Origin of the sequence: Streptomyces sp. NPDC001796 (assembly GCF_042892355.1) — a bacterium.
GTDB lineage: Bacteria > Actinomycetota > Actinomycetes > Streptomycetales > Streptomycetaceae > Streptomyces.
The window spans coordinates 750,802-772,587 of record NZ_JBIAUC010000001.1 but is presented as its reverse complement, the minus strand read 5'-3'; the positions used below and the strand labels follow the sequence as shown (position 1 = coordinate 772,587).

Annotated in this window: 16 protein-coding genes; 11 read left to right on the top strand and 5 right to left on the bottom strand. The window is 70.6% G+C overall.

Annotation, left to right across the window (positions count from 1 at the left end):
- Window positions 1-121: 121 nt before the first annotated feature.
- Window positions 122-1,612: a 30S ribosomal protein S1 gene (rpsA, locus tag ACFYZE_RS03420; protein ID WP_388987834.1), complete on the bottom strand. Its 1,491-nt coding sequence runs from the start codon at window positions 1,610-1,612 to the stop codon at window positions 122-124.
- 343 nt (window positions 1,613-1,955) lie between these two features.
- Between rpsA and ACFYZE_RS03415 the strand changes: the two genes are divergently transcribed.
- The 3 genes from ACFYZE_RS03415 (at window position 1,956) to hrpB (ending at window position 5,842) form a co-directional block, all read left to right on the top strand.
- Window positions 1,956-2,816, top strand: coding sequence for a class I SAM-dependent methyltransferase (locus ACFYZE_RS03415; RefSeq protein ID WP_388987831.1), 861 nt, complete (start codon window positions 1,956-1,958; stop codon window positions 2,814-2,816).
- 142 nt (window positions 2,817-2,958) lie between these two features.
- Window positions 2,959-3,285: a hypothetical protein gene (locus ACFYZE_RS03410; RefSeq protein WP_388987828.1), complete on the top strand. Its 327-nt coding sequence runs from the start codon at window positions 2,959-2,961 to the stop codon at window positions 3,283-3,285.
- 25 nt (window positions 3,286-3,310) lie between these two features.
- Window positions 3,311-5,842, top strand: a complete 2,532-nt coding sequence (gene hrpB / locus ACFYZE_RS03405) for an ATP-dependent helicase HrpB (RefSeq protein ID WP_388987825.1) — start codon at window positions 3,311-3,313, stop codon at window positions 5,840-5,842.
- Here hrpB and ACFYZE_RS03400 read toward each other — a convergent pair.
- The 3 genes from ACFYZE_RS03400 to ACFYZE_RS03390 form a co-directional block, all read right to left on the bottom strand.
- Entirely contained in the window at window positions 5,832-6,824 is a 993-nt protein-coding gene (locus tag ACFYZE_RS03400) for a DUF3068 domain-containing protein (RefSeq protein WP_388987822.1), read from the bottom strand. The two genes, hrpB and ACFYZE_RS03400, sit on opposite strands and share 11 nt — an antisense overlap.
- Before the next feature lie 23 nt (window positions 6,825-6,847).
- Entirely contained in the window at window positions 6,848-6,982 is a 135-nt protein-coding gene (locus ACFYZE_RS03395; protein ID WP_388987819.1) for an SPW_0924 family protein, read from the bottom strand.
- A 159-nt stretch (window positions 6,983-7,141) separates the two neighbouring features.
- A complete protein-coding gene (locus ACFYZE_RS03390; RefSeq protein ID WP_388987816.1) occupies window positions 7,142-8,884 on the bottom strand; it encodes a lytic transglycosylase domain-containing protein in 1,743 nt (580 codons plus the stop codon).
- 273 nt (window positions 8,885-9,157) lie between these two features.
- Here ACFYZE_RS03390 and ACFYZE_RS03385 point away from each other — a divergent pair, with 273 nt between their 5' ends.
- Complete coding sequence (locus ACFYZE_RS03385) at window positions 9,158-10,012, top strand: DUF4184 family protein (protein ID WP_388987813.1); 855 nt, start codon at window positions 9,158-9,160, stop codon at window positions 10,010-10,012.
- A 279-nt stretch (window positions 10,013-10,291) separates the two neighbouring features.
- Here the strand turns inward: ACFYZE_RS03385 and polA are convergent, their stop codons facing one another.
- The gene (polA, locus tag ACFYZE_RS03380) at window positions 10,292-13,018 is read right to left on the bottom strand and encodes a DNA polymerase I (protein WP_388987810.1); all 2,727 of its coding nucleotides are present in this window, start codon (window positions 13,016-13,018) and stop codon (window positions 10,292-10,294) included.
- Between the two features lie 455 nt (window positions 13,019-13,473).
- Here polA and ACFYZE_RS03375 point away from each other — a divergent pair, with 455 nt between their 5' ends.
- The 7 genes from ACFYZE_RS03375 (at window position 13,474) to ACFYZE_RS03345 (ending at window position 21,784) form a co-directional block, all read left to right on the top strand.
- A complete protein-coding gene (locus tag ACFYZE_RS03375) occupies window positions 13,474-15,753 on the top strand; it encodes an FdhF/YdeP family oxidoreductase (RefSeq protein WP_388987807.1) in 2,280 nt (759 codons plus the stop codon).
- A gap of 54 nt (window positions 15,754-15,807) precedes the next feature.
- Complete coding sequence (locus ACFYZE_RS03370) at window positions 15,808-16,296, top strand: hotdog fold thioesterase (RefSeq protein WP_388987804.1); 489 nt, start codon at window positions 15,808-15,810, stop codon at window positions 16,294-16,296.
- Between the two features lie 64 nt (window positions 16,297-16,360).
- A complete protein-coding gene (locus ACFYZE_RS03365) occupies window positions 16,361-16,783 on the top strand; it encodes a hypothetical protein (RefSeq protein WP_388987801.1) in 423 nt (140 codons plus the stop codon).
- A complete protein-coding gene (locus ACFYZE_RS03360) occupies window positions 16,780-17,388 on the top strand; it encodes a Tat pathway signal sequence domain protein (RefSeq protein ID WP_388987798.1) in 609 nt (202 codons plus the stop codon). The genes ACFYZE_RS03365 and ACFYZE_RS03360 overlap by 4 nt, the downstream gene beginning before the upstream one ends.
- 287 nt (window positions 17,389-17,675) lie before the next feature.
- On the top strand, window positions 17,676-18,905 hold the full coding sequence (locus ACFYZE_RS03355; RefSeq protein WP_388987795.1) for a branched-chain amino acid ABC transporter substrate-binding protein: 1,230 nt from the start codon (window positions 17,676-17,678) through the stop codon (window positions 18,903-18,905).
- A 114-nt stretch (window positions 18,906-19,019) separates the two neighbouring features.
- Complete coding sequence (locus tag ACFYZE_RS03350) at window positions 19,020-19,952, top strand: branched-chain amino acid ABC transporter permease (protein ID WP_388987792.1); 933 nt, start codon at window positions 19,020-19,022, stop codon at window positions 19,950-19,952.
- Window positions 19,953-19,957: 5 nt separating this feature from the next.
- Window positions 19,958-21,784: a branched-chain amino acid ABC transporter permease gene (locus tag ACFYZE_RS03345; protein ID WP_388987789.1), complete on the top strand. Its 1,827-nt coding sequence runs from the start codon at window positions 19,958-19,960 to the stop codon at window positions 21,782-21,784.
- The last annotated feature ends 2 nt before the right edge of the window (window positions 21,785-21,786 follow it).

The window sequence follows — 21,786 nt, the reverse complement described above, 5'->3', positions numbered from 1 at the left end:
CGGGCAGTCGGGCCGGGCGGCCTCCGGGAGGGGCGGCGTCCTGGCCCCGAACGCGACTGAGGGCCCGCCCCCACAAGGGGGGCGGACCCTCAGTCATCGGCTAAAGCCTAGCGGCAAGCGTTCAGCTCTGGCCGCCCGCCAGCTTCTCGCGCAGGGCCGCCAGCGCCTCGTCCGACGCCAGGGCGCCGGAGTTGTCGCCGCCCTCGGAGGAGTACGAACCGCCGGTCGCGGCCGGAGCGGCGGCCTCGCCACCCTCGGCAGCGGCAGCGGCGTCCGCCTCGCGGGACTTGATGACCTGCTGCTGGTGCTGCTCGAAGCGGGCCTGCGCCTCGGCGTACTGGCGCTCCCACTCCTCGCGCTGCTTCTCGTAGCCCTCGAGCCAGTCGTTGGTCTCGGGGTCGAAGCCCTCGGGGTAGATGTAGTTGCCCTGGTCGTCGTAGGACGCGGCCATGCCGTACAGGGTCGGGTCGAACTCGACCGAGGCCGGGTCGGCACCGAAGGACTCGTTGGCCTGCTTCAGCGAGAGGCTGATGCGGCGGCGCTCGAGGTCGATGTCGATGACCTTGACGAAGATCTCGTCGTTGACCTGGACGACCTGCTCCGGGATCTCCACGTGGCGCTCGGCCAGCTCGGAGATGTGGACCAGACCCTCGATGCCCTCGTCCACACGGACGAACGCACCGAACGGAACCAGCTTGGTGACCTTACCCGGGACGACCTGACCGATCTGGTGGGTCCGGGCGAACTGCTGCCACGGGTCTTCCTGGGTCGCCTTCAGCGACAGGGAGACGCGCTCGCGGTCCATGTCGACGTCGAGAACCTCGACGGTGACCTCCTGGCCGACCTCGACGACCTCGGACGGGTGGTCGATGTGCTTCCAGGACAGCTCGGAGACGTGGACCAGACCGTCGACGCCACCCAGGTCCACGAAGGCACCGAAGTTGACGATCGAGGAGACGACACCGGACCGGACCTGACCCTTCTGCAGGGTCGTGAGGAAGGTCTGGCGGACCTCGGACTGGGTCTGCTCGAGCCAGGCGCGACGGGACAGGACCACGTTGTTGCGGTTCTTGTCCAGCTCGATGATCTTGGCCTCGAGCTCCTTGCCGACGTACGGCTGCAGGTCGCGGACGCGACGCATCTCGACCAGGGAGGCCGGCAGGAAGCCGCGGAGGCCGATGTCGAGGATGAGACCACCCTTGACGACCTCGATGACGGTACCGGTGACGATGCCGTCCTCTTCCTTGATCTTCTCGATGGTGCCCCAGGCACGCTCGTACTGGGCGCGCTTCTTCGAGAGGATCAGGCGGCCTTCCTTGTCCTCCTTCTGGAGGACCAGAGCCTCGATCTCGTCGCCCACGGCAACGACCTCGTTCGGGTCGACGTCGTGCTTGATCGAGAGCTCGCGGCTCGGGATGACACCTTCGGTCTTGTAACCGATGTCGAGCAGGACCTCGTCCCGGTCGACCTTCACGATGACGCCGTCGACGATGTCGCCGTCGTTGAAGTACTTGATCGTCTCGTCGATCGCTGCGAGGAACGCTTCCTCGTTACCGATGTCGTTGACCGCTACCTGCGGGGTGGTGGCGGTGGTCTCGGTGCTGCTCGTCATGTGGAAAAGGGCTCCGGTACGGACATTGAAGTCGTAGGTACTGCTCACGCTGGAGCCCGTTTCGCTCTGCAGAAGCCGGACAGCCAAGGAAGCGCCCCACCAGCCAACTGGTGACGGCGCCTCGACAACCGAGGGGACATACAACAGATGCGAGCGCAGCCTGCTACGTCTGAGGTGCGCAGGCCCGCAGCGCAACTTGTAGCATACGGGGGCAGCCGGACAGGGTCAATGCGCGAAGGCGCACACCCGGGGCGGATCGCCGCATTTCCGGCACAAGTCACCCTGCGACACGGGCGGCACCGGCCGATGCCACGAGGCCGTGCAGGCCAGAGGACCCTTTTCCGTGACACCGCCGCGTCAGGCTGGACGGAAGAGTACGACGAGGGAGCCGATCATCCAAGAGCCCGAACAGTTCGAACCCGAAGCCACCCGACGCGCGGCGGGCGTCACGGAGAGTTCCCGGGCCAACCGGGGCTGGTGGGACCGGAACGCGGACGAGTACCAGATCGAACACGGCACGTTCCTCGGCGACGACCGCTTCGTCTGGGGGCCCGAGGGCCTGGACGAGGTCGAGGCCGAACTGCTCGGCCCGCCCGAGGACCTGAAGGGCAAGGACGTCCTGGAGATCGGTGCCGGCGCGGCGCAGTGCTCCCGCTGGCTCGCCGGGCACGGCGCCCGCCCGGTGGCCCTCGACCTGTCCCACCGCCAGCTCCAGCACGCCCTGCGCATCGGCGCCGGCTTCCCCCTGGTGCAGGCGGACGCCTGCGTCCTGCCCTTCCGGGACGCCTCCTTCGACCTGGCGTGCTCGGCGTACGGGGCGCTGCCCTTCGTGGCCGACCCGCGGCTGGTGCTGCGCGAGGTGCACCGGGTGCTGCGCCCCGGCGGCCGTTTCGTGTTCTCGGTGACCCACCCGATCCGCTGGGCGTTCCCGGACGAGCCGGGGCCGGAGGGTCTCGCGATCTCGGCCTCCTACTTCGACCGCACGCCGTACGTGGAGCAGGACGAGGAGGGCCGGGCGGTGTACGTCGAGCACCACCGCACGCTCGGCGACCGGGTGCGGGACATCGTCAAGTCCGGCTTCCGGCTCGTCGACCTGGTCGAGCCGGAGTGGCCGGCCTGGAACACGTCCGAATGGGGCGGGTGGTCGCCGCTGCGGGGCGGGCTGATCCCTGGGACGGCGATCTTCGTGTGCGAACGGGACTGAGGTACCGAGGGAGCGGTTCCGGCCAATCTGCGGGCGTGGCGGCCGCGCGCGTATGCCGGCCATACCGGCAGGGCACAAACGATGAGTCGACATATCACCCGCGAGGCCGCGCTCCGCGGTGCCAGGCGGTGGGGGTACGCGCATGCACGTCTGCCCGGTCTGCCGGCGAGGGGACAGGACCACCCGGCTCCGCACGCACTGGAGGACGCTGTCGCCCGAGGCGCGCGCCGGGGCACCCCACCTCGCGCGGCCCGCACTGGACGAGGAGCGCTGGGCGGCGCCGTTCGGGCTCCTGACCGTGGGCTGTGCCCTGCTGGTCTCGGAGGTGTGGCTGGGGTTCGTCGGGCTGGCCGGCGGGGGCCTGTGGCTGGTGTACCTGCGCCGCAACGTCGCGCAGGCGGCGCGGCAGCGGGCCGAATGGCGCAGGCAGCTGTTCTGCCTGCGCTGCCACCACGTCTTTCTTCCCTGACGCGGCCGCCTGGAACACTGGTGCGGTGATCCGCCGCGACGCTCTCGAACGCCTGCCCGTCCGTTCCGCCGTCCCCGCTCTCGGGGCCGCTCTGGGCGAGCACGGTACGGCGGTGCTCTGCGCGCCGCCGGGCACCGGAAAGACGACGCTGGTGCCGCTCGCGCTGGCGGGACTGCTGGGCGGCGGTCCCGCTCGGCGGGTGGTGGTGGCCGAGCCGCGGCGGATCGCGGCGCGGGCGGCGGCCCGGCGGATGGCGTGGCTGCTGGGCGAGAAGACCGGTGAGAACGTCGGCTACAGCGTGCGCGGGGAGCGGGTGGTCGGGCGGCACGCGCGCGTGGAGGTCGTCACCACCGGTGTGCTGTTGCAGCGGCTGCAGCGGGACCAGGAGCTGGCGGGCGTCGACGTGGTCGTGCTCGACGAAGTCCACGAGCGGCACCTGGACGCCGACACCGTCGCCGCCTTCCTGCTCGATGTGCGTCAGACGCTGCGGCCGGAACTGGAGTTGGTGGCTGCCTCCGCGACGACGGACGCCGAGGGCTGGGCACGGCTGCTGGGCGGCGCGCCGGTCGTCGAGGCGGAGGGCGTGTCGTACCCCGTCGAGGTGGTGTGGGCACCTCCCGCGCGTCCCGTGCGGCCGCCGCACGGGACGCGGGTGGATCCGGCGCTGCTCTCGCATGTGGCGTCGGTGGTGCGGCGGGCGCTGGCCGAGTGCGAGGGGGACGTGCTGTGCTTCCTGCCCGGTGTCGGGGAGATGGCGCGTGTCGCGGGTCATCTGGGGGATCTGGGCGGCACCGAGGTGCTCCAGGTGCACGGGCGGGCGCCTGCGGCCGTCCAGGAGGCCGTGCTGTCGCCGGGCTCGGTACGGCGTGTGGTGCTGGCGACGGCCGTGGCGGAGTCGTCCCTGACCGTGCCGGGCGTGCGGGTGGTCGTCGACTCCGGTCTCGCGCGCGAGCCGCGGGTCGACCATGCGCGGGGGCTGAGCGCGCTGACGACGGTACGGGCCTCGCAGGCGGCGGGTCGGCAGCGGGCGGGCCGGGCAGGGCGTGAGGCGCCGGGCCGGGTGTACCGCTGCTGGTCCGAGGCGGAGGACGCGCGGCTGCCGCGTTTCCCGGCGCCGGAGATCCGGCTGGCCGATCTGACGGCGTTCGCCCTGCAGGCGGCGTGCTGGGGTGACCCGGACGCGTCCGGGCTGGCACTCCTCGACGCACCGCCGCCCGGGGCGATGGCGGCGGCGCGGTCGGTGCTGACGGCGATCGGCGCGGTGGACGCGGCGGGACGGGTCACGCAGCGGGGCGTACGGATGTCCCGGCTGGGACTGCATCCACGGCTGGCGCGGGCGCTGCTGGACGCGGCCCCGCGGGTCGGCGCGGAGCGGGCCGCGGAGGCGGTGTCCCTGCTGAGTGAGGAGCCGCCGCGGGAGTACGGCGACGACCTGGCGGCGGTGTGGCGGGCGGCCCGGCGCGGAGGCGACGCATACGCGGCACGCTGGCGGGAGGAGGTGCGCCGGCTGCGGGCCGCGGCGGGCGACGCCCCTGCCGGCGGGGCGGAGGCGGGCGCCAGACACGGCGGCGGGGCGGAGGCGGGCGACGACCATGTGGTGGGACTCGTCGCCGCGCTCGCCTTCCCGGAGCGGCTCGCCCGGGCCGACGGCGGCTCCTGCCTCATGGTGAACGGCACCCGCGCCGAGCTGAGGGAGGGGTCCGGGTTGCGCGGCGCCCCGTGGCTGGCGGTGGCCGTGGCGGACCGGCCCGTCGGTGCGGGGCACGCGCGCGTGAGGCTGGCCGCAGTGGTCGACGAGGACGTGGCGCGGCGAGCCGCCGGGGCCCTGTACTCCACGGCCGAGGAGGTGCACTGGGCCGACGGGGACGTCGTCGCCCGGAGCGTCGAGCGGCTCGGGGCCGTCGAGCTCGCGGCGCGGCCGCTGCGGGACCCGGCACCGGTCCTCGTACGCCGGGCTCTGCTGGAAGGGCTGCGGCAGGAGGGCTTCGATCTGCTGCGATGGTCCCCTCAGGCCTGTGTGCTGCGGCAGCGCCTCGCCTTTCTCCGACTGCACCTGGGCGAGCCGTGGCCGGACGTGGGTGATGACGCGCTCCACGCGCGCGTGGACGAGTGGCTGGAGCCCGAGCTGAGCCGTGCCCGGCGGCGGGCCGACCTCGCCCGGATCGACGCGGGGCAGGCCCTGGCCCGGCTGCTGCCCTGGTCCACCGGGGAGGCCGCCCGGCTCGACGAACTCGCCCCCGAGCGGATCACCGTCCCGAGCGGGTCCGAGCTCCGGATCGACTACGCCGACCCCGAGCGGCCCGTCCTCGCCGTGAAGCTCCAGGAGATGTTCGGGCTGCAGGTCTCGCCCGAGATCGCCGGTGTGCCCGTCGTCGTGCATCTGCTCTCCCCAGCCGGGCGGCCCGCGGCCGTCACCGCCGACCTCGCCTCCTTCTGGCGGGACGGCTACAGGGCCGTGCGGGCGGAGCTGCGCGGCCGGTACCCCAAGCACCCCTGGCCGGAGGACCCGGCCACGGCGGAGCCGACCCGGCACACGAACGCGCGGCTCAGGCGCTGACCGGCTCGGACTCCATGACTGCGGTGGACTCCGGGTCGTCCGGGCGGCGGCCGCGCGCCTCCAGGTAGAGGGACAGCGACAGCAGGGCGGCGCCGAGGACCAGGAAGCCCCAGGGCAGCAAGGACGTCAGCAGCAGGATCAGCAGGCGGTTGTGCCTGACCAGGGCGACCGTCGAGGCGATGTAGTCCTCGCGCATCTTCACGTGCCCCGCGAAGACCGTGACCCTGTCACGGCCCCCGAGGAGCGTGCCGCCGCGCAGTTCCTCCTTGTGGATCTCCTCGCCGTAGACGGGTGCGCCGGTCAGGGGTTCGACCCAGAACCTGCGGACCGTGGTGTACCAGCGGGTCGTGCCGGTCTTCGCGACCGACTCGGGGGTGATGCCCTTGACGGGCATGACCTTGGGGAAGGGAACCTTGGTCCACGGGATCGTCTGTTCGAAGTAGTAGACCTTGACGCCTCGGAAGTTCTGCGTGCCCTCGTAGTGGATGGGGCGGGTGACGCGGGCTTGCGCGTCGAAGTACTCGTAGTCCCGCTTCCGGGTCAGGAACGGCCATTTGAACTCGATGCCGTCACGGTGGACGGGGTCGCCGTCGACCATCTCGCCGGTGGCGTGGACGGGTTCCTGGCTGTGGGCGTCGAAGATGTACCGCTCCGGGATGCGGGACACCATGGCGCCGTCGGGTCCCTGCACATACGACAGGCCGTCCCAGACGACCACGTCCCGGCCCGCGGTCTTCTCGATCTTCTCAGCGGCCTCCACGTTCCCCCTGAGGGTCTGCACGACGATGACCTCGGGGACCGTACGGGACGTCATGGTGCCGTAGTCGAGGAGGGTGGCGTTCCTCGCTTCGAGGACCATGGTCTGGTACTGGTTCGCGGGGACCTCGGCCAGGCGCGGGAAGGCGTACCAGCGCAGCAGTGGGGACAGCGCCGTGAAGAACACGGCGAAGGCGAGCAGGACCAGGCCGGCCTTGCGGCGCATCTCACGCCCTCCCTTTGCGCGCGTCACGGATGGCTGGGGACCGTCGTCAGCAGTGGCTTCGGGGACGTCGTGCCGGACGGCGAACCCAGAGCCGTCAAGCCGAACACCAGGACGAACGCTGCGGTCAGGCCGATCGCGGCGGCGACGAGGGCGCGCATACGGGCCTCCTCGGGACGGCAGCCGGCACACGTAAACTGACGGTACGTCAGGTCCGGCACCGTAGCAACGGGGGCGTGAGATGAGAACAGGGCGCACGAAAAGGCGGCGGCGCCCCTCCGTGGTGGAGGGGCGCCGCCGCCGTACGTTCCCGGCCGGCCTTATGAGCTCGTGCTGGGACTGGGGCTGGGACTCGGGCTGGGACTCGGGGACGAGTCGGCCGCCGCGACCTTCAGCTCGACCGTCAGGGTGGCCCCGCCCGCGGTGGTGATGCGGAGCAGGAATGTGCCGGTCGTGTCGTCGGCGTACAGCTTCGGCAGCTTCAGCAGGCCGTCGGCGTCGGTCTTGAGGCCCGTGAGGGTGCGAAGGGTCTTGCCGCTCGCGTCCTTGAAGTAGGGGCCCTTGTCGTTCTCGGCCGGGTCGTCGGCCGACTTGACGAGGGTCGCCGTGGCCGCGACACCGTCCGCGACGGCGCCCTTGTACGTGGCCTTCACCTCGACCTGGTCCGCGAACTCACCGCCCGGCGTGCAGGTCAGCACGGTGTCGCTGGTACGGACGATGGTGTCGGCCTGGCGTTCGACGACGGTGGCCGAGTAGTCGAGACCGGTGACCATGCGGCCGACGACCAGGGCGCGGACCGTGAAACCGCCGGTCTTCTGGCCGGCGACGAGCGCGGGCGCGGTGGCCTTGCCGGAGCTGTCGGTGACGACGGTCGCGACGGTCTCCCCGCCGGTGAAGGTGGCGTCCGTGTCGCCGATGACCGTGAACCGCACGCGGACCTTCGGCACGGCCTTCCCGGCCTTCGTGACGGCCTTCACCACGACCTTCCGGTCGAAGGTGTCGCCCGTCTTCGCGGAGAGCTGCCCGGTGCCGCTGTCGGCCAGGTGGTCCACCGTGTCCGTGGGGGTGGGAGCGGGCGGCGTCGGCTTCGGGGTGGTGGGCTTGCTCGGCGACGGCGGGGTGGGGGTGGGGCTGGTGGTGGTGCCGCCGGCCGGCTTGGAGGTGCCGGGCTTGTTCGACTTCCCCGGCTTCGGGTCGGGGCTCGCGCCGGAGCTCTGGTCGCTGCGGTGCGAGGGCAGGGTGCCGGTGCCGTCCGGGATCGAGTGGGTGCCCTTGCGGTAGTACTCGTACCAGGACAGAACGGTGTTCAGGTAGTCCTGCGAGTTGTTGTAGCTGAGGATCGCGGCGTTCATGTCGGCCTGCACCGACAGGTCACGGTCCGCGCGGCACAGGTAGTGCGCGGTGGCCAGAGCGGCGTCGTAGATGTTGTTGGGGTCCTTGACGCCGTCACCGTTGCCGTCGCGGCCCGCCCACGCCCAGGTGGACGGGATGAACTGCATGGGACCGACCGCACGGTCATGGGTGCTGTCGCCGTCGTAGGCGCCGTTGTCGGTGTCCTTGATGTCGGCGAAGCCGTTGCCGTTCAGGACCGGGCCGAGGATCTTCGTGTACGTGGTGCCGTCCGCGTCGACCCGGCCGCCCTCGGCCTGGCCGGACTCCACCTGGCCGATGGCGGCGAGGAGTTGCCACGGCAGATTGCAGCCGGGCTTGGAGCTCTGGAGTTCCGCCGCGGCCTTCTTGTAGGCGTCGAGGACGGTGGCGGGGATGCCGGACTGCCCCGCGCCGGAAGGGCCCGTGGTGGGCGTCGCGCTCGGGCCGGGCGACTCGGTGGGGCTGTTGAGCGGGGGCAGGTCGGTGTAGTAGCCGCCGTTGCCGGTGGCGGTGTCATCGCCACTCACATTGCCGGTCGTCTCGGGCGTGGACTGCGCGCCGGTGGCCTGTCTGCCCTGGTCGTCGGTGGTGACCCCCGGAGCCTGGGATGCCGCCAGAGCCGCGACCGCTGCCGCGGCCACAGCGGTGGTTGCCGCCCCCTTGCGCAGCCTCCTGCCGAAACGCGCCGCCATTGAGTGAACCCCTCCCGTTGACGACCTCGTGTGTGCCGCTCTGTTGTGTCCGTGTGTTCGACCACGCACCCGTGCGCGGTGACCAAGTGACCCTACGACAACTTGAGTCGCGTCGACACCGGTTGGTGCCCGGTTTTCACCAGTTGGTCATGTCTGCTTGGGCTGGACGCAAAAGCAGAGCGGGTCGCCTCACCTTTCTCATGAGTCCCTCATACTGGACGTTCGTGATCGCCGGGTGGTTGTGCTCGGTCAACATCTGCGGCGGGAGGCGTCGTGCCGTTCACCCTCAGCCATGCCGCGGCCGTCCTGCCGGCCGTGCGCGGGGACGGGTCCGGACGCGGGCGGCTGGTACCCGCCGTCCTTGTCGCGGGGTCGTTCGCGCCCGACATGACCTACTTCGCGGCGAGCGTGGTGTCCGGGGGCATGGAGTTCGGTACGGTCACGCACTCCTTCACAGGGGTGTTCACCGTCGATGTGCTCATCGCGTGGGCGCTGGTGGGGGTGTGGCTGGTACTGCGGGAGCCGTTGGTGGCGCTGCTGCCGCCGACGGCGCAGGGGCGGGTGGCGGCGCTGGTGCGCTGCGGTACGCCGCTGCGCAAGGTCTCGTTCACACTCACGGCCCGGTGGTACGTCTCCGCGGTGCTGGGTGCGCTGACGCATGTCGTGTGGGACGCGTTCACGCATATCGGCCGGTGGGGGGTACGGCTGTTGCCCGGGCTGACGCGGCCGATGGCCGGTACGCCGCGGTACACGTATCTGCAGTACGGGAGTTCTGTCGTGGCGGCAGTCGTGCTCGCCGTGTTCCTGGCGGTCGCGTTGCGGCGGGCGTCGGCCGGTTCGTCGACGGTGTCGGCGCTGCCGGTGCTGTCGTGGGCGGACCGGTGGCTGGCGGCGGCGGTGATCGGCGGCTGCGCGGCGGCGGGGGCGGTGCAGCGGGCGTCACGGTGGTGGGCCTACTGGGGAACCCATGCCAAACCGTGGGAGGTGATCCCGCCGGCGTGCTTCGGCGCGGGCACGGGCCTCGCGGTGGGGATGGCGCTGTACGTGACCGGCGTCAGGGCCCTGCGGCGCACCGCCAGGGACGGCCAGGACACCGACCGGGAACCGGCCCGACCGGCGTCGCGCTGAGCCCCTCGCGGGACAGGCGGCCGGGAACGGGCTACGGGGACGCGGTTGCCTGGAAGCCGGCAGCTGCGCCCTCAGTCCCCGCTCCGACCGGCCCCGGGCGGGCCACCGTACGACCCGGTGCCGGGGCAACCCCGGGCGCGCCGGGGCGGTCGGCCGGCCTCGCAGCGGGCCGCTCGACCGGCCCTTCCGGGCGGTGGCCGACCGGTCACCGGCCGAGGTCGCCCGGCGCCCGCCAGACCGTGTCCGGCGCGGCGAGCCAGGCATGTCCGAACGAGAGGCCTAGTGCGCCGCCGACTCCCAGTCCGTCCCGTAGCCCACCGAGACGTCCAGTGGTGCCCGCAGCCGTACCGCTGCCGCCATTTCCCGGCGGACCAGCTCCTCCGTCTGCTGCCGTTCGCCCGGGGCGATCTCCAGCACGATTTCGTCGTGGACCTGGAGGAGCATCCGGGACTTCAGGTCCGCCTCACGCAGCACCCGGTCCACGTTCAGCATCGCGATCTTGACGATGTCCGCCGCCGTGCCCTGGATCGGCGCGTTCAGCGCCATGCGTTCGGCCATCTCCCGGCGCTGGCGGTTGTCGCTGTTCAGGTCGGGCAGATAGCGGCGCCGGCCGAAGAGCGTCTCGGTGTAGCCCGTCGCCCTCGCCTCGTCCACCACACGGCGCAGATAGTCCCGCACCCCGCCGAACCGCTCGAAGTACGTGTCCATCAACGCCCGCGCCTCGGCCGCCTCGATGTTCAGCTGCTGGGACAGGCCGAACGCCGACAGCCCGTACGCCAGGCCGTACGACATCGCCTTGATCTTGCGCCGCATCTCCGCGTCGACCGCGTCACGGCCGACCCCGAAGACCTGGGAGGCGACCGTGGTGTGCAGGTCCTCCCCGGAGGTGAAGGCCTCGATCAGCCCCTCGTCCTCGGACAGGTGGGCCATCACGCGCAGTTCGATCTGGCTGTAGTCCGCGGTCATCAGGGATTCGAAACCCTCACCGACCACGAAGCCCCGGCGGATCGCCCTGCCCTCGTCCGTGCGCACCGGGATGTTCTGCAGGTTCGGGTCCGTCGACGACAGACGGCCCGTCGCGGCGACCGTCTGGTTGAACGTGGTGTGGATGCGGCCGTCCGTCGCGATCGTCTTGATCAGGCCCTCGACCGTCACCCGCAGCTTCGCCTGCTCCCGGTGGCGCAGCATGATCACCGGCAGTTCGTTGTCCGTCTGGGTCGCCAGCCACGCCAGCGCGTCCGCGTCCGTCGTGTAGCCCGTCTTCGTCTTCTTCGTCTTCGGCAGGCCCAACTCACCGAAAAGGACCTCCTGGAGCTGCTTGGGCGAGCCAAGGTTGAACTCGTGCCCCACCGCCGCGTACGCCTCTTTCACCGCCTGCTGGACGGCGCCCGCGAACATCTGCTCCATGGTCTCCAGATGCGCACGGTCCGCGGCGATGCCGTGCCGCTCCATCCGGGCCAGCAGCGCGGAGGTGGGCAGTTCCATGTCGCGCAGCAGATCCGCCGCACCGACCTCCCGCAGCTTCTCCTCGAAGGCCTGGCCGAGGTCCAGGATCGCCCGGGCCTGGATCATCAGCGCCTCGGCCTCGGCGCCCTCGTCCGTGCCGAAGGCCAGCTGCCCGTCCGCCGTGGCCGCGGGCGCCAGCTCACGGCCCAGGTACTCCAGTGAGAGCGCGTCCAGCGCGAAGGAGCGACGGCCCGGCTTGACCAGGTACGCGGCGAGCGCCGTGTCCATGGTCACGCCCTGCAGGGACCAGCCGTGCTCGGGAAGGACCCGCATCGCGCCCTTGGCGTTGTGCAGGACCTTCGGCCTGGCCGGGTCGGCGAGCCACTCCGCGAACGCCCTCTCGTCGGCCTCGTCCAGCTCCGCCGGATCGAACCAGGCCGCCGCGCCGTCGGCCGCGGCGAGCGCGATCTCGGCCACCGCGCCCGTGCCCAGCGCCCACGAGTCGACCGTGGCGACACCGAGGACCCGCGTGCCGTGCTCGGCCAGCCACGGCTTCAGCTCGCCCGCGCCCAGCACCGCCCCGTCCAGCTCGACGCCGTCCGCCACGACCGGGTGCACTTCGGCCTCCTCGGCGCCCGGGTCGACGGCGAAGAGCCGCTCGCGCAGCGAGGGGTTCCTGATCTCCAGGGTGTCCAGAACCATGGCGACGGCCTTGCGGTCGTACGCGGCACGCCTGAGGTCGGCGACCGCCTTCGGCAGCTCCACCTGCCGCTCCAGCTCGGTCAGCCGGCGGTTCAGCTTCACCGACTCCAGGTGGTCGCGCAGGTTCTGCCCGGCCTTGCCCTTGACCTCGTCGACGCGCTCCACCAGCTCCGCGAACGAACCGAACTGGTTGATCCACTTCGCCGCCGTCTTCTCACCCACGCCCGGAATGCCCGGCAGGTTGTCCGACGGGTCGCCGCGCAGGGCGGCGAAGTCCGGGTACTGCGCGGGCGTCAGCCCGTACTTCTCGAACACCTTCTCCGGGGTGAACCGGGTCAGCTCCGAGACGCCCTTGGTCGGGTAGAGCACCGTCGTGTGCTCGCTGACCAGCTGGAAGGAGTCGCGGTCGCCGGTGACGATCAGCACCTCGAAGCCCGCCGCCTCGGCCTGGGTGGCGAGGGTGGCGATCACGTCGTCCGCCTCGTACCCCTCGACCGCGAAGCGGGCGGCGTGCATGGCGTCCAGCAGCTCGCAGATCAGCTCCACCTGGCCCTTGAACTCGTCCGGGGTCTTCGAACGGTTCGCCTTGTACTCGGTGAACTCCTCCGAGCGCCAGGTCTTGCGGGAGACGTCGAACGCCACCGCGAAGTGCGTGGGCGCCTCGTCGCGCAGCGTGTTGGCCAGCATCGACGCGAAACCGTAGATCGCGTTCGTCGGCTGGCCGGTCGCGGTGGTGAAATTCTCCGCGGGCAGCGCGAAGAACGCGCGATAGGCCAGGGAGTGCCCGTCCATGAGCATCAGCCGGGGACGGTCGCCGCCGGTGGTCTTCTCGGTCTGCTTCGATGCTGTCTCTGCCACGCCCCCGATCCTGCCACGCCCCACTGACACTCGGCCCCGGCCGCCCGGGCCCGCGGCCGATGAGCGGCCGGGGAACCCGGCCGGACACGTGGGCTCGGGAGCCGATGGCCATGGGGTGCGGTGCGAGCGGGAGCACGGTGCCCTGGTCGCTCGCCAGGGATCCGGGGCCGGTCCTGACCGGTTGCCGCAGTGCGGTTCTGGTCGGTTGTCCGGGACTCCGGTTCTGGCCGGTTGCCCGGGACCCCGGTCCTGGTCGGTTCGACGCCGCCGCAGGGCACCGCTGCCGTTACCCACCGTTGCGACGCACCACTGGCACAGGGTGACCGGCTCGCGGGCCGCCGTCCGCAGCCGTTGCCGCAGTCCCCAAACCCGACCATCCCCGATGTCGGTCACGCGTGCGAGGATGCGGAGACACAGGTCACAGGTCACAGGTGTACGCGAAGGGGAGGGCCGCGATGGCCAGCAAGCCGCCCATGGGCGATCCGGTTCAGGACGCACCGCAGGTCGCCGAGCCGAAGCACTCCGCGGCGGGGCTGCCGGCGATCGGGCACACCCTGCGGATCGCCCAGCAGCAGATGGGGGTGCGCCGCACCGCGCTGACCCTCCTGCGCGTCAACCAGAAGGACGGCTTCGACTGCCCTGGCTGCGCCTGGCCCGAGCCGGACCACCGGCACAAGGCGGAGTTCTGTGAGAACGGCGCGAAGGCGGTGGCAGAAGAGGCCACCCTGCGCCGGGTCACCCCCGAGTTCTTCGCCGCGCACCCGGTGACCGACCTCGCCGGCCGCAGCGGCTACTGGCTGGGCCAGCAGGGGCGGCTGACGCACCCCATGTACCTGCCGGAGGGCGCGGACCACTACGAGCCGGTCACCTGGGAGCGTGCCTTCGACATCATCGCCGAGGAGATCGCCGGCCTCGACTCCCCCGACCAGGCCGTCTTCTACACCTCCGGCCGCACCAACAACGAGGCCGCGTTCCTGTACCAGCTGTTCGCCCGCGAGCTGGGCACCAACAACCTGCCCGACTGCTCGAACATGTGCCACGAGTCGTCCGGCTCGGCGCTCTCCGAGACGATCGGCATCGGCAAGGGCAGCGTCCTGCTCGAGGACCTGTACAAGGCGGACCTGATCATCGTCGCCGGGCAGAACCCCGGCACGAACCATCCGCGCATGCTTTCCGCCCTGGAGAAGGCCAAGGCGAACGGCGCGCGGATCATCAGCGTCAACCCTCTGCCCGAGGCGGGCCTGGAGCGGTTCAAGAACCCGCAGACGCCGAAGGGCCTCACCGCCGGCGCCGCGCTCACCGACCTGTTCCTGCAGATCCGCATCGGCGGCGACCAGGCCCTCTTCCGCCTCCTGAACAAGCTGATCCTCGACACGGAGGGCGCGGTCGACCAGGAGTTCGTCCGCGACCACACCCACGGCTTCGAGGAGTTCGCGAAGGCCGCCCGCGCCGCCGACTGGGACGAGACGCTCACCGCGACCGGACTCACGCGCGAGGAGATCGAGAAGACCCTGCGGATGGTCCTCGCCTCGCAGCGCACCATCGTCTGCTGGGCGATGGGCCTGACCCAGCACAAGCACGCGGTGCCCACCATCCGCGAGGTGGTCAACTTCCTGCTGCTGCGCGGCAACATCGGCCGCCCCGGTGCGGGCGTGTGCCCGGTGCGCGGTCACTCGAACGTGCAGGGCGACCGCACGATGGGCATCTTCGAACGGCCCGCGCCCGCCTTTCTCGACGCCCTGGAGAAGGAGTTCGGGTTCGCGCCGCCGCGCGAGCACGGATATGACGTCGTCCGGGCCATCCGCGCCCTGCGGGACGGCGAGGCCAAGGTCTTCTTCGCGATGGGCGGCAACTTCGTGTCCGCCTCCCCCGACACCGAGGTGACGGAAGCCGCCATGCGGCGCGCGCGCCTGACCGTGCACGTGTCGACGAAGCTGAACCGCTCGCACGCGGTCACCGGCGCGCGCGCCCTGATCCTGCCCACCCTCGGCCGTACCGAGCGCGACCTTCAGGGCAGCGGCGAGCAGTTCGTCACCGTCGAGGACTCCATGGGCATGGTGCACGCCTCCCGCGGCCGTCTGGAGCCCGCGAGCCCGCACCTGCTCTCCGAGCCGGCCATCGTGTGCCGTATGGCCCGCCGGGTGCTCGGCGACGGCAGCAAGGTGCCGTGGGAGGAGTTCGAGAAGGACTACGCGACCATCCGCGACCGCATCGCACGCGTGATCCCCGGCTTCGAGGACTTCAACGCGCGCGTGGCCCGTCCGGGCGGATTCGCGCTCCCCCACGCCCCCCGCGACGAGCGCCGCTTCCCCACCGCCACCGGCAAGGCCAACTTCACGGCGGCCCCCGTCGAGTACCCGGAGCTGCCCGAGGGCCGGCTCCTGCTGCAGACCCTGCGCTCCCACGACCAGTACAACACCACGATCTACGGCCTCGACGACCGCTACCGGGGGATCAGGAACGGCCGCCGCGTCGTCCTGGTCCACCCCGAGGACGCCCGTGCACTCGGCGTGGCGGACGGCTCGTACGTCGACCTGGTCAGCGAGTGGAAGGACGGCGTCGAGCGGCGCGCCCCCGGCTTCCGCGTCGTGCACTACCCCACGGCGCGGGGCTGCGCGGCCGCCTACTACCCGGAGACCAACGTGCTGGTCCCGCTGGACGCCACCGCCGACACGAGCAACACCCCCGCGAGCAAGTCCGTGGTGGTCCGCCTGGAACAATCGGCGACCGACTGAGCGTTTGCTCAGTCACAGTCGAGTGACCGATCATCACGAACGGAGCCGTGCCCCATGGGCGAGCAGCACACCGTGAAGTTTCCCCAGGAAGTCGTCGACGAGTACGCCGCGCTCGGCGTCGACCTGCCCGCCCTCTTCTCCGCCGGGCACCTCGGCACGCGGATGGGCGTCCAGATCGTCGAGGCGTCCGCAGAGCGCGTCGTCGGCACCATGCCGGTGGAGGGCAACACCCAGCCGTACGGACTGCTCCACGGCGGCGCCTCCGCCGTCCTCGCCGAGACCCTCGGCTCGGTCGGCGCCATGCTGCACGGCGGCAGCTCCAAGATCGCCGTCGGTGTCGACCTGAACTGCACCCACCACCGCGGGGTGCGCTCGGGCCTGGTCACCGGCGTGGCCACCCCCGTCCACCGGGGGCGCTCCACGGCGACGTACGAGATCGTCATCAGTGAGGAGAACGGCAAGCGCGTGTGCACCGCCCGCCTCACCTGCCTGCTGCGCGATGTGCAGCCGGGCGACGAGGCGCACCTGCGCACGGCGGACTGAGCCGCGAACGTCCATGGCCCGCACCGCCGTTGCCCTCGGGCACCCGGCGGCTTAGCGTCATGGCATGAGAACGGGAGGAGTTCCCCGGCCGGGGCTGACCGCGTACGGGGTCTGGCTCGGACTGGCGCTGCTGACAAGCGCGGTGGCCACCGGCTGCGGCGCCGCCGGCCGTGACGACGCCACGGGCGCGGCACGGTCCGCCTCCCCCTCGACGTCACCACGGGCCACGTCTGACGAGGAGCTGTGCACGCGGGTCGTCGCCTACTGGTCGCGCAAGGTGCTGGACACCCACACCTATGGGGACTACCAGTCGATGGGGCTCTCCAACGGTCAGTACGAGATCCTCCGGACGGTCGTGGACGCCGCGCGGGCCGAGAAGAGACTTCAAGGCGCCGAAGCCGCCGGCGATCTGATCGACCGTCGGGCCCGCGAGGGTTGCGCCGCCTGGTACCGCACCGGCGGCCCGAGCAAGGGCCCGTGGGGTTGAGCGGCGTAGGCCCCCTCGAGCCGGGCGAGGGCACGCACGCGGGGGACGTGGATACGGACGGCGTGCCCGGTGTCCGCCGTGGGCCTCTGGCCCGACTACCCGACCGGCACCGCCGTGCGGTCCTCACGGCCGCGACAGCCGCCGTCCTTCTCGCGGGCGGCGGCTATCTCTATGCGACCAGACCCCACAAGCCACCGGCGCCGGCCCCGCCGTACCCCTCCCAGGTGGTCGACATCACCTACCTGCACACCGAGGCCACACCCCGGGGGGCACCCGCCGGAAGCTTCAGTTTCGAGGTCGCACTGCGCGTGCAGTCCGGCCCGCCGGTCACCGTGACTCGGATGGCCCAGCCCTACGCCGGCCTGTCACTGACCTCCGAGCCCGCCGTCCCTTTCCGGACGGCGGCAGGATCCATTCGCAAGATCACCATCACCATGCATGTGACGGATTGCGCGAAAGCGCCGGAGAACGCCGGACTCCCTTTCCTGGACGTAACTCTGCGTAATACGCACGCAATAGAGGCTCACAGTTACATACCCGGGCCACGGTATGCGCACGACCTCTCCCAAGCCCTGCAAGTCGCCTGCAGCAACCGTTCCAGGTAATGACCAAAACGATTGAGACACCTGAACGCATCCCGGCACGTCCTGCTAGTTCTCACTATGCGGACTGGGCGAATCAGTCCGAATTCCGCTCTTCCGCCCACCCAGTACCGCTCTCCATTACCCGGTGTCATAACAAGAGCGTCACAGCCTCGTTCAACCTCTCCTTTACTTCCCCCACACCCGCTTAGAGTCACGGCCAGTCACCGCGCGGTCTGAATGTCAGTTCGGCCCAGCGCTCGACTCGGCCGCTTCCAGGGGGGAGGGCCGTGCCAGGGAAAGGACTGATCGTGCGTCAACGTTCGCTCATCGCCATCACCGCCGCGCTGGCGGCGGGAGCACTCACCCTCACCGCCTGCGGCTCGCGCGACAGCGGCGACAAGGGCTCGTCCGGCAACGGCGGTACCACCGTCACCATCGGAGTCGACGCCCCGCTGACCGGCGACCTGTCCGCCATGGGCCTTGGTATCAAGAACTCGGCCGACCTCGCTGTCAAGAACGCCAACAAGCAGAACTACGTCAAGGGCATCACCTTCAAGATCGAAGCCCTCGACGACCAGAAGCAGCCGTCCCAGGGCCAGCAGAACGCCACCAAGCTCGTCGCCGACAGCAACGTCCTCGGCGTCGTCGGCCCGCTGAACTCCTCCGTCGCCGAGTCGATGCAGAAGGTCTTCGACGACGCCAAGCTCGTCGAGGTCTCCCCGGCCAACACCGGCCCGGCCCTCACCCAGGGCGCGGACTGGCAGACCAAGAAGGTGCGCCCCTACAAGTCGTACTTCCGCACCGCGACCACGGACGCCATCCAGGGCCCGTTCGCCGCCCAGTACGTCTACAACGACGCCAAGAAGAAGAAGGTCTTCGTCATCGACGACAAGAAGACCTACGGCGCGGGCCTCGCCGGCACCTTCACCGAGGAATTCAAGAAGCTCGGCGGCACGGTCGTCGGCACGGAGCACATCAACCCTGACACCACGGACTTCTCCGCGGTCGCCACCAAGGTGAAGAACTCGGGGGCGGACGTCGTCTACTACGGCGGCGAGTACCCGCAGGCGGGCCCGCTCAGCAAGCAGATCAAGGCCGCAGGTGCCAAGATCCCGCTCGTCGGCGGCGACGGCATCAACGACGCCACCTACGGCAAGCTGGCCGGCCCCGAGGCCACCGGCGACCTCGCCACCTCGGTCGGCGCCCCCGTCGAATCCCTCCCCTCCGCCAAGCAGTTCGTCGCCGACTACAAGGCCGCCGGCTACAAGGACGAGTACTCCGCCTACGGCGGCTACTCCTACGACTCCGCCTGGGCGATCATCGAGGCCGTGAAGAAGGTCATCGAGGACAACGGCGGCAAGCTGCCCTCCGACGCCCGCGCCAAGGTCACCGCCGCCATGCAGAACGTCTCCTTCGACGGTGTGACCGGCAAGGTCTCCTTCGACGAGTTCGGTGACGCCACCAACAAGCAGCTCACCGTGTACGCCGTCAAGAACGGTGCCTTCACGGCCGTCAAGTCCGGTACCTTCACCGGCTGACCACGCCCGCACCATCCTCACGAGCCGCGCGGGGCGCTGTTCCACTGGCGCCCCGCGCGGACTCGCATCCGGACACATCCGTCGAACTTTTCCGAACGTCTCGGAGGACATGCGGTGAACGAACTGCCGCAGCAGCTGGTCAACGGCCTGCTACTAGGATCCATGTACGGGCTGGTCGCCATCGGCTACACGATGGTCTATGGCATCGTCCAGCTCATCAACTTCGCCCACGGCGAGATCTTCATGACCGGGGCGTTCGGCGCCCTCACGGTCTATGCGTACATCCTGCCCGACGGCACCTCCATGTGGGTCGCCCTGCCACTGATGCTCATCGGCGCCGTCCTGGTCGCCGTCCTCGTGGCCGTGGGAGCGGAGCGGTTCGCCTACCGGCCTCTGCGCAACGCCCCCCGCCTGGCCCCTCTCATCACGGCCATCGGCCTCTCCCTCGCCCTCCAGCAGGCCGTCTGGGCCTGGTACCCCGAGGCCAAATCCGCCCGCACCTTCCCGCAGATCAACGGGGGCCCCTTCCACCTCGGCAGTGTCACCATTCAGACCGGTGACGTCTTCCTCATCATCGCGGCCCCCATCAGCATGGCCGTCCTCGCCTACTTCGTCATGAGGACCCGCACCGGACGCGGCATGCAGGCCACCGCCCAGGACCCCGACACCGCCAAGCTCATGGGCGTCGACACCGACCGCATCATCGTGGTCGCCTTCGCCCTCGGCGCCGCCTTCGCCGCCATCGGCGGCGTCGCCTACGGCCTCAAGTACGGCCAAATCGACTTCCGCATGGGCTTCATCCTCGGCCTCAAGGCCTTCACCGCGGCCGTCCTCGGTGGCATCGGCAACATCTACGGAGCCATGATCGGCGGCGTCGTCCTCGGTGTCGCCGAGACCCTGGCCACCGCCTACATCGCCGACCTCCCCGGCATGGAGAAGTTCGGCAGCCAGTCCTGGGCAGACGTCTGGGCGTTCGTACTCCTCATTCTCGTGCTGCTGTTCAGGCCACAGGGCCTGCTCGGCGAGCGCGTCGCGGACAGGGCGTGACACCGATGACCACACAGACCACCGCACCCGACACCCCGAGCGCCCCCGCCACCGGTGCCCCCTCCGGACTCATCGGCATCCCACCGCGCATCGGCCGCGCCGTCGCCACCGTCGGCGGCGCCCTCACCATCGTCTCCACCTTCCTCTCCTGGACGTGGACCGACGCCTTCCCCGGCAACCTCACCATCAACGGCTACCCCGGCGGACTGCAGATCCTCGTCCTCATCGGCGGCGCCCTCACCACCCTGTTCGCCCTCGCCTCCTACGGCATCAAGGGCCTGGGCTGGCTCGTCCCCGCCGGCGCCGACGCGGCCCTGAAGTTCGCCGCCCTGACCACCTTCGCCACCGCCTGGTACACGGTTCTGGCGATCAGCGTCGAACTCGGCGGACTCGTCAACCTGGAGCCCGGCGGCTACCTCGTGGCCGTCACCAGCCTGGCCGCCCTGATCGGCGCCCTGGCCCTGCCCTTCCAGCGGCCCGAGCCCGACCCCATCGACCCCGACGACACGTCCTGGGAACACTTCAAGCACCGGGCCAGCCACCAATGGGCAACGGTCAAGGCCGCCTTCACCTCCGGCACCCCGCGTCCCCTCGGCAAGCTGCCCTCCTACGCCGAGATCCTGATCATCGTCGGGATCCTGGCCCTGGGGCTGACCGTCTTCACCTACGGCATCGGCACCGAGTACGACGAACTCTTCATCGGCTTCCTGCTCACCGCCGGCCTCGGCTTCGCCGCCCTCAACAAAGCCGGCCTGATCAGCCAGGCCTCCCAGCTCACCGCCCGTCACCAGAACATCACCACCTGCGGGGCGTTCGTCGCGGCAGCGCTGTTCCCCTTCACCCAGACCAACGACCAGTACGCGACCCTCGGCGTCTACATCCTCATCTTCGCCACCGTCGCCCTCGGCCTGAACATCGTCGTCGGCCTCGCCGGCCTCCTCGACCTCGGTTACGTCGCCTTCCTCGGCGTCGGCGCCTACGCCGCGGCCCTGGTATCCGGCTCCCCCAACTCGCCCTTCCACGTCCACTTCCCCTTCTGGGCCGCCGTCCTCATCGGCGCCGCCGCCTCCCTCGTGTTCGGCGTCCTCATCGGCGCCCCCACCCTGCGCCTGCGCGGCGACTACCTCGCCATCGTCACCCTCGGCTTCGGTGAGATCTTCCGCATCACGGCCAACAACCTCGACGGCACCTCCGGACCCGACCTCACCAACGGCTCCAACGGCATCGCCTCCATCCCGAACCTCGACATCCTCGGCTTCGACTTCGGCGCCCAGCACGACATCGCCGGGTTCAGCATCGGCCGCTTCGCCAATTACTTCTTCCTGATGCTGATCATCACCGCCGTCGTCGTGCTCGTCTTCCGGCGCAGCGGCAACTCCCGCATCGGCCGGGCCTGGGTCGCCATCCGCGAGGACGAGACCGCCGCCCTCGCCATGGGCATCAACGGCTTCCGGGTCAAGCTGATCGCCTTCGCCGTCGGCGCCTCCCTCGCCGGCCTCGCCGGCACCGTCCAGGCCCACGTCACCTACACCGTCACACCCGAGCAGTACCTCTTCGCCGGCCCCATCCCACCCAACTCCGCCTTCCTGCTCGCCGCCGTCGTCCTCGGCGGCATGGGCACCATCAGCGGCCCCCTCATCGGCGCCGCACTGCTCTTCCTCATCCCCAACAAGCTCCAGTTCCTCGGCGACTACCAGCTCTTCGCCTTCGGTCTCGCACTCATCCTGCTGATGCGCTTCCGTCCGGAGGGCCTCATCCCGAACCGGCGCCGCCAACTGGAATTCCACGAAGAGGCGGAAGCGCCCACAGTCCTCAGCACGACAGGGGCCTGACC

What these genes read in the sequence shown, in the direction of transcription:
- rpsA (WP_388987834.1), bottom strand. Translation starts at nt 1,612, where the DNA reads ATGACGAGCAGCACCGAGACCACCGCCACCACCCCGCAGGTAGCGGTC.
- ACFYZE_RS03410 (WP_388987828.1), top strand. Translation starts at nt 2,959, where the DNA reads ATGCACGTCTGCCCGGTCTGCCGGCGAGGGGACAGGACCACCCGGCTC.
- ACFYZE_RS03400 (WP_388987822.1), bottom strand. Translation starts at nt 6,824, where the DNA reads ATGCGCCGCAAGGCCGGCCTGGTCCTGCTCGCCTTCGCCGTGTTCTTC.
- ACFYZE_RS03395 (WP_388987819.1), bottom strand. Translation starts at nt 6,982, where the DNA reads ATGCGCGCCCTCGTCGCCGCCGCGATCGGCCTGACCGCAGCGTTCGTC.
- ACFYZE_RS03390 (WP_388987816.1), bottom strand. Translation starts at nt 8,884, where the DNA reads ATGGCGGCGCGTTTCGGCAGGAGGCTGCGCAAGGGGGCGGCAACCACC.
- ACFYZE_RS03375 (WP_388987807.1), top strand. Translation starts at nt 13,474, where the DNA reads ATGGCCAGCAAGCCGCCCATGGGCGATCCGGTTCAGGACGCACCGCAG.
- ACFYZE_RS03370 (WP_388987804.1), top strand. Translation starts at nt 15,808, where the DNA reads ATGGGCGAGCAGCACACCGTGAAGTTTCCCCAGGAAGTCGTCGACGAG.
- ACFYZE_RS03365 (WP_388987801.1), top strand. Translation starts at nt 16,361, where the DNA reads ATGAGAACGGGAGGAGTTCCCCGGCCGGGGCTGACCGCGTACGGGGTC.
- ACFYZE_RS03345 (WP_388987789.1), top strand. Translation starts at nt 19,958, where the DNA reads ATGACCACACAGACCACCGCACCCGACACCCCGAGCGCCCCCGCCACC.